Source organism: Bradyrhizobium sp. MI1.3, assembly GCF_055811695.1.
In genome coordinates, this window is the sequence record NZ_JBVVPQ010000005.1 from 203,013 (window position 1) to 209,519 (window position 6,507).

The 6,507-nt window shown below is 62.4% G+C and carries 6 protein-coding genes and 1 pseudogene; all 7 read left to right on the forward strand.

The window, feature by feature from the left end; all coding sequences use genetic code 11:
* Nucleotides 1-81 precede the first annotated feature (81 nt).
* The 7 genes and pseudogenes from sufB (at nt 82) to AC0L3A_RS05550 (ending at nt 6,445) form a co-directional block, all read left to right on the forward strand.
* Nucleotides 82-1,578 (forward strand): Fe-S cluster assembly protein SufB, encoded by a 1,497-nt coding sequence (gene sufB / locus AC0L3A_RS05520; RefSeq protein ID WP_007591558.1) that lies wholly within the window; start codon nt 82-84, stop codon nt 1,576-1,578.
* A 131-nt stretch (nt 1,579-1,709) separates the two neighbouring features.
* A complete protein-coding gene (gene sufC / locus AC0L3A_RS05525; RefSeq protein WP_007591556.1) occupies nt 1,710-2,462 on the forward strand; it encodes a Fe-S cluster assembly ATPase SufC in 753 nt (250 codons plus the stop codon).
* A gap of 11 nt (nt 2,463-2,473) precedes the next feature.
* Nucleotides 2,474-3,796, forward strand: a complete 1,323-nt coding sequence (sufD, locus tag AC0L3A_RS05530; RefSeq protein ID WP_007591553.1) for a Fe-S cluster assembly protein SufD — start codon at nt 2,474-2,476, stop codon at nt 3,794-3,796.
* Nucleotides 3,793-5,040, forward strand: coding sequence for a cysteine desulfurase (locus AC0L3A_RS05535; RefSeq protein ID WP_007591552.1), 1,248 nt, complete (start codon nt 3,793-3,795; stop codon nt 5,038-5,040). Before sufD ends, AC0L3A_RS05535 begins: the two co-directional genes overlap by 4 nt.
* A complete protein-coding gene (locus AC0L3A_RS05540; protein WP_007591551.1) occupies nt 5,037-5,408 on the forward strand; it encodes an SUF system Fe-S cluster assembly protein in 372 nt (123 codons plus the stop codon). The genes AC0L3A_RS05535 and AC0L3A_RS05540 overlap by 4 nt, the downstream gene beginning before the upstream one ends.
* 74 nt (nt 5,409-5,482) lie before the next feature.
* A complete protein-coding gene (locus AC0L3A_RS05545) occupies nt 5,483-5,893 on the forward strand; it encodes a HesB/IscA family protein (RefSeq protein ID WP_081747958.1) in 411 nt (136 codons plus the stop codon).
* 136 nt (nt 5,894-6,029) lie between these two features.
* A pseudogene (locus AC0L3A_RS05550) lies at nt 6,030-6,445 on the forward strand (TfoX/Sxy family protein).
* Nucleotides 6,446-6,507: the final 62 nt, after the last annotated feature.

Consider the following 6,507-nt stretch of genomic DNA (forward strand, 5'->3'; position numbering starts at 1 on the left):
GCTTCCCGCCAAGAAACATCGTAATAGTCGTCCGAGTTTGATGATCCACCGCGGTCCTTGAAACCGCGAGCGGAGGATAGAATGCCAGCCGTGCAAGAGACGGTCGAGCGCGTGAAGCGCATCGACGTCGATCAGTATCGTTATGGGTTTGAGACCCTGATCGAGTCCGACAAGGCCCCAAAGGGGCTGTCGGAAGAGACCGTCAAGTTCATCTCCGAGAAGAAGAACGAACCCGCCTGGATGCTCCAGTGGCGGCTCGAAGCCTATCGGCGCTGGCTAACCATGACCGAGCCGACCTGGGCGCGCGTCGATTATCCCAAGATCGACTTCCAGGACCTCTATTATTATTCGGCGCCGAAGCCGAAGAAGACGATCACCTCGCTCGACGAGATCGATCCAGAGATTCTGAAGACCTACGAGAAGCTCGGCATTCCCTTGCGGGAAGTCGCCATGCTCGAAGGCGTCGAGCCGAAGCCCGGCGAGGAAGATCCCACGCGTCGCAAGATCGCGGTCGATGCCGTCTTCGATTCGGTTTCGGTTGCGACCACCTTTAAGGCGGAGCTGAAGAAGGCCGGCGTGATCTTCATGCCGATCTCGGAGGCGATCCGCGAGCATCCCGAGCTGGTGCAGAAATATCTGGGATCCGTGGTGCCGACCTCGGACAATTTCTACGCGACGCTGAACTCGGCGGTGTTTTCGGACGGTTCGTTCGTCTACGTGCCGCCGGGCGTGCGCTGCCCGATGGAGCTGTCGACGTACTTCCGCATCAACGAGCGCAACACCGGCCAGTTCGAGCGCACGCTGATCATCGCCGACAAGGGCTCCTACGTCTCCTATCTCGAGGGCTGCACCGCGCCGCAGCGCGACGAGAACCAACTGCACGCAGCCGTGGTCGAGCTCGTCACGCATGACGACGCCGAGATCAAATATTCGACGGTGCAGAACTGGTATCCCGGCAATTCGGAAGGCAAGGGCGGCATCTACAATTTCGTCACCAAGCGTGGCGATTGCCGCGGCAACAATTCCAAGATCTCCTGGACCCAGGTCGAGACCGGTTCGGCGATCACCTGGAAATATCCGAGCTGCATCCTGCGCGGCGACAATTCGCGTGGCGAATTCTACTCGATCGCGATCTCGAACGGCTATCAGCAGGTCGACTCGGGCACCAAGATGATCCATCTCGGCAAGAACACGTCGAGCCGGATCATCTCCAAGGGCATCGCCGCCGGCAAGTCGCAGAACACCTATCGCGGCCTCGTCACGGCGCATCGTAAGGCGACCGGCGCGCGCAACTTCACCGCCTGCGATTCGCTGTTGATCGGCGACAAATGCGGCGCGCACACCGTTCCCTACATCGAAGCCAAGAACTCGTCGGCGACGTTCGAGCACGAGGCCACCACGTCGAAGATCTCCGAGGACGTGCTGTTCTACTGCATCCAGCGCGGCCTCACGCAGGAGGAGGCGGTCGGCCTCGTGGTCAACGGCTTCGTCAAGGACGTGCTGCAGCAACTGCCGATGGAGTTCGCGGTGGAAGCGCAGAAGCTGATCTCGATCTCGCTTGAAGGATCGGTCGGCTAGCGCCGACCTCATCCTGAGGAGGCCGCGTAAGCGGCCGTCTCGAAGGATGGATACGAAAAGATTGTTGGCCTTAATCCTTCGAGACGCGCCTGCGGCGCTCCTCAGGATGAGGAGATAGATGGAAACAAGATATGGCTTTGCTCGAAGTGAAAGACCTCAAGGTTCGTGTTGAGGAACGTGAGATCCTCCACGGGCTGACGCTGACCGTGAACGAGGGCGAGATCCACGCGATCATGGGGCCGAACGGCTCCGGCAAGTCGACGCTGTCCCACGTCATCGCCGGCAAGCCGGGTTACGAGGTGACCGACGGCGAGATCCTGTTCAAGGGCGAAGATTTGCTCGCGATGGCCCCCAACGAGCGCGCCGCCAAGGGCGTGTTCCTGGCGTTCCAGTATCCGGTCGAGATCCCCGGCGTCTCCACCATGAATTTCCTGCGTACCGCGCTGAACGCGCAGCGCAAGGCGCGCGGCGAGAGCGAATATTCGACGCCCGACTTTTTGAAGAAAGTCCGCGAAGTCTCGAAGTCGCTGAACATCCCGCAGGACATGCTCAAGCGCGGCGTCAATGTCGGTTTTTCCGGCGGCGAGAAGAAGCGCAACGAGGTGCTGCAGATGGCGCTGTTTGAGCCGAGCCTGTGCATCCTCGACGAGATGGATTCCGGCCTCGACATCGACGCGTTGCGCATTGCGGCCGATGGTGTCAACGCGCTGCATTCGCCCAAGCGCGCGATGGTCGTTATCACCCACTATCAGCGGTTGCTGAACTACATCGTCCCCGACATCGTGCACGTGATGTCGAAGGGCCGTGTCGTGAAGAGCGGCGGCAAGGAACTGGCGCTGGAGCTGGAAGCGTCCGGCTACGCCCAGTTCGAGGACGCCGCGTAAGGAATTTTGCGATGAACGTTGCTGTGGCAAAGACCGGAAATGGCCGCGCGGTGAGCGATCTCTTCGCCAGCGCCGCAGGCCGTCTGCCGGGTTCGCCTTCCGTGATCGCGGTGCGTCGCGAGGCGTTCGAGACCTATGAGCGTCTCGGCCTGCCGCACCGCCGGATCGAGGAATGGAAATACACCGATCTGCGCGCGCTGGTCGGCGAGGTGCTGCCGCTGGCGGCTGCACCCGATGCGGCTGCGTTGAAGCGTGCCGCGGACGCCGTGAAGGCGCATGCGATCGCGGGCGCCCGCAAGCTGGTGCTGGTCGACGGCGTGTTCGCGGCCGATTTGTCGGACCTGAAGGCGCTTGGCTCCGAGGTGAGCGTCAAGACGTTGCGTGAGGTGCTGGAGAACAAGGCCAATCCCGCCGCCGCCGATCTCCTGCAGACCATTTCAAGCGACGCCGTGATCTCGCTCAATGCGGCGATGGCGACCGACGGCGTGGTGATCTCGGTCGCTGATGGCGCGCAGCCGTCCGCCCCGGTCCAACTTATTCATGTCGCGACCGCATCTTCGGCCTCGTCGTTCACGCGCTCGCATCTGCGTATCGGCAAGGGCGCCCGGGCGACGATCATCGAAAGCTTCGTCGCGGCTGGAAAGACGAGCGCCTATCAAGTCAACGACGCCGTCATCCTCTGGGTCGGCGACAACGCCGATGTCGCGCATATCCGCCTGATGGACGATTCGCCGGATGCGGTGAACATTACCTCGCAGTTCGTCACGGTCGGTGCGAACACGAAGCTCAATTTCTTCAACATGACCACCGGTGCTGCGGTCAGCCGCCTGCAAGGCTTCATCACGCTGGCGGGCGAGGGCAGCGAGCTCTCCGTTAACGGCGTGAACCTGTTGCAGAAGACCGAACATGGCGACACCACCCTGGTGGTCGACCACGCCGTGCCGAACTGCGTCAGCCGGGAAGTCTTCCGCGCCGTGATCGACGACCGTGCGCACTCGGTGTTTCAGGGCCGTATCATCGTTCGTCCCGACGCACAGAAGACCGACGGCAAGATGATGATCCGCGCGCTGCTGCTCTCGGACGAAGCGGAAGCCGACAACAAGCCCGAGCTCGAGATTTTCGCTGACGACGTCTCTTGCGGCCATGGCGCCACCGCCGGCGCGCTCGACGACAGCCTGCTGTTCTACCTGAAGGCGCGCGGCCTGCCGGAGAAGCAGGCCCAGGCGCTGCTGATCCAGGCTTTCGTCGGCGAGGCGATCGAGCAGATCGCCGACGATGATCTGCGCGAGCACGTGATCGGCATTGCCGAGCGCTGGCTGGAGCGGCGCCAATGAGCATGCATCCGGCAGTCAAGAACGGCTCTTACGACGTTGCGCGCGTGCGCGAAGATTTTCCGGCGCTGGCCATGCAGATCTACGGCAAGCCGCTGGTCTATCTCGATAACGCGGCTTCTGCACAGAAGCCGAGCGCCGTGCTCGATCGCATGACGCAGGCCTATACCTCCGAATACGCCAACGTGCATCGCGGCCTGCATTATCTCGCCAATGCCGCGACCGAGGCCTATGAGGGCGGCCGCATCAAGGTGGCGCAGTTCATTAACGCGCCGCGACCTGAGGAAGTGATCTTCACCCGCAACGCGACCGAGGCGATCAACCTCGTCGCCTCGTCCTGGGGCGAGCCGAACATCAAAGAAGGCGACGAGATCGTTATCTCGATCATGGAGCACCACTCCAACATCGTGCCCTGGCATTTTCTCAGAGAACGCCATGGTGCCGTGATCAAATGGGCCCCGGTCGACGACGAGGGCAATTTCCTCATCGACGAATTCGAAAAGCTGCTGACCTCGAAGACCAGGCTGGTCGCGATCACGCAGATGTCGAACGCGCTCGGCACCATCGTTCCGGTCAAGGACGTCGTGAAGATCGCCCATGCCCGCGGCATTCCCGTGCTGGTCGACGGCAGCCAGGGCGCGGTGCATATCCCAGTCGACGTCCAGGACCTCGGCTGCGACTTCTACGTCTTCACCGGCCACAAGGTCTACGGTCCGACCGGCATCGGCGTGCTCTGGGCCAAGTACGACCACCTGGTCGCGATGCGCCCGTTTAACGGCGGCGGCGAGATGATCCGCGAGGTCTCGCGCGACGTCGTCACCTACGGCGATCCCCCGCACAAATTCGAGGCCGGCACGCCGGCGATCGTCGAGGCGGTCGGGCTTGGCGCCGCCATCGACTACGTCAATTCGATCGGCAAGGAGCGCATCGCCGCGCACGAGCACGATCTCGTCACCTACGCCCAGGACAAGCTGCGCGAGATCAACTCGCTGCGGCTGATCGGGACGGCGCGGGGCAAGGGCCCGGTGATCTCCTTCGAGCTCAAGGGCGCGCACGCCCATGACGTCGCCACCGTGATCGACCGCCAGGGCATCGCGGTGCGCGCCGGCACCCATTGCGTGATGCCGCTTTTAGAGCGGTTCAACGTCACGGCCACATGCCGGGCGTCGTTCGGCATGTATAATACGCGAGAAGAAGTCGATCATCTGGCACAGGCGCTGTTGAAGGCGCGGGATTTGTTCGCATGAGTGACACGGCCGAAATCAAAGCCAATCCGATGGAAACCCAGTCGGCGCTGCCGCCTGAGGAGACCGAGCGTCTCACCACCGAGATCATCGCCGGGCTGAAGACCGTGTTCGACCCGGAAATCCCGGCTGACATCTACGAGCTCGGCCTGATCTACAAGGTCGAGATCAAGGACGATCGCTCGGTCGACGTGCAAATGACGCTGACGACGCCGAACTGCCCGGCTGCCGGCGAGCTGCCGACCATGGTCGAGAACGCGGTCGCCAGCGTTCCCGGCGTCGGCGTGGTCGACGTCAAGGTGGTCTGGGAGCCGGCCTGGACGCCGGAACGCATGAGCGACGAGGCCCGCCTCGTGCTCAACATGTGGTGACGCGTAACCCTGGCTTTAGATACTCGTTAGATCCTTGGCATTGAATTCGCTCGGCAACGGACCACATCATTGACATGACACAGATATCGTCGGGCTCGACACCAGCATCCACTCCGAAACCGCGGCGGCCGCGCCCACAAGTGATGCGGCTGACGGATGCTGCTGCCCAGCGCATCAACGAGCTGACCCAGCGCGCCGATTCCGAGATTGTGGGCCTGCGCGTCGGCGTCAAGAACGGCGGCTGCGCCGGCCAGTCCTACACGGTCGAATACGCCCATGATGTTCGCCCGACCGACGAGGTCGTCGAGGACAAGGGCGTCAAGATCCTGGTCGATCCGAAGGCCGTGCTGTTCCTGCTCGGTACCGAGATGGACTACAAGGCCGACAAGATGCAGGCCCAGTTCGTCTTCAACAACCCCAACCAGATCTCCGCCTGCGGCTGCGGCGAGTCGGTCGAGCTGCGCCCGGCGCAGATCGACGGGTAGTTTTTCCGTCATTGCGAGGAGCACTTGCGACGAAGCAATCCAGGCTGTCTCCGCGTCGACAGCCTGGATTGCTTCGCTTCGCTCGCAATGACGGCGGTGGTATGAACGCTGGGCTGCTCGCCCCGGGAAGCCTGCCATGAACCGCGAATTCCTGATCGACCTGTTCGCCGATTTCGGCCCCGTCGCCATCCGAAAATGTTCTCCGGCTACGGCATCTCCGCCGACGGCGTCAATTTCGCGCTGGCCTTGCGCGCCGGCCTGTTTTTCCGCGCCGACGAGGTGACCATCCCGGATTTTGAAGCGGAAGGCTCGAAGCCGTTCCAATACGCGACCCGCGCCAAGACCGTGGTGGTGAACTCCTATTGGGAGCTGCCGGCTCGGCTGTTCGACGATTCCGAGGAGCTTTCGCAATGGGCGAGGGCCGCGCTCGCCGCCGCCCAGCGCGCCAAGGTGAAGAAGCGGCCCAAGCTCAAGAAGGCGGCGAAGAAGGTTGCGAAGAAGCCGCCGGCGAATAAACGAACAATCAAGAAGGCGGTTCGTAGCAACCATTAAAGGCTAGGCGGCTTTTTCGATCCAGGGCGTGCCCCGTTGCACGACAGTATTGGCGTAGATCA

What these genes read in the sequence shown, in the direction of transcription:
- sufB (WP_007591558.1), top strand. Translation starts at nt 82, where the DNA reads ATGCCAGCCGTGCAAGAGACGGTCGAGCGCGTGAAGCGCATCGACGTC.
- sufC (WP_007591556.1), top strand. Translation starts at nt 1,710, where the DNA reads ATGGCTTTGCTCGAAGTGAAAGACCTCAAGGTTCGTGTTGAGGAACGT.
- sufD (WP_007591553.1), top strand. Translation starts at nt 2,474, where the DNA reads ATGAACGTTGCTGTGGCAAAGACCGGAAATGGCCGCGCGGTGAGCGAT.
- AC0L3A_RS05535 (WP_007591552.1), top strand. Translation starts at nt 3,793, where the DNA reads ATGAGCATGCATCCGGCAGTCAAGAACGGCTCTTACGACGTTGCGCGC.
- AC0L3A_RS05540 (WP_007591551.1), top strand. Translation starts at nt 5,037, where the DNA reads ATGAGTGACACGGCCGAAATCAAAGCCAATCCGATGGAAACCCAGTCG.
- AC0L3A_RS05545 (WP_081747958.1), top strand. Translation starts at nt 5,483, where the DNA reads ATGACACAGATATCGTCGGGCTCGACACCAGCATCCACTCCGAAACCG.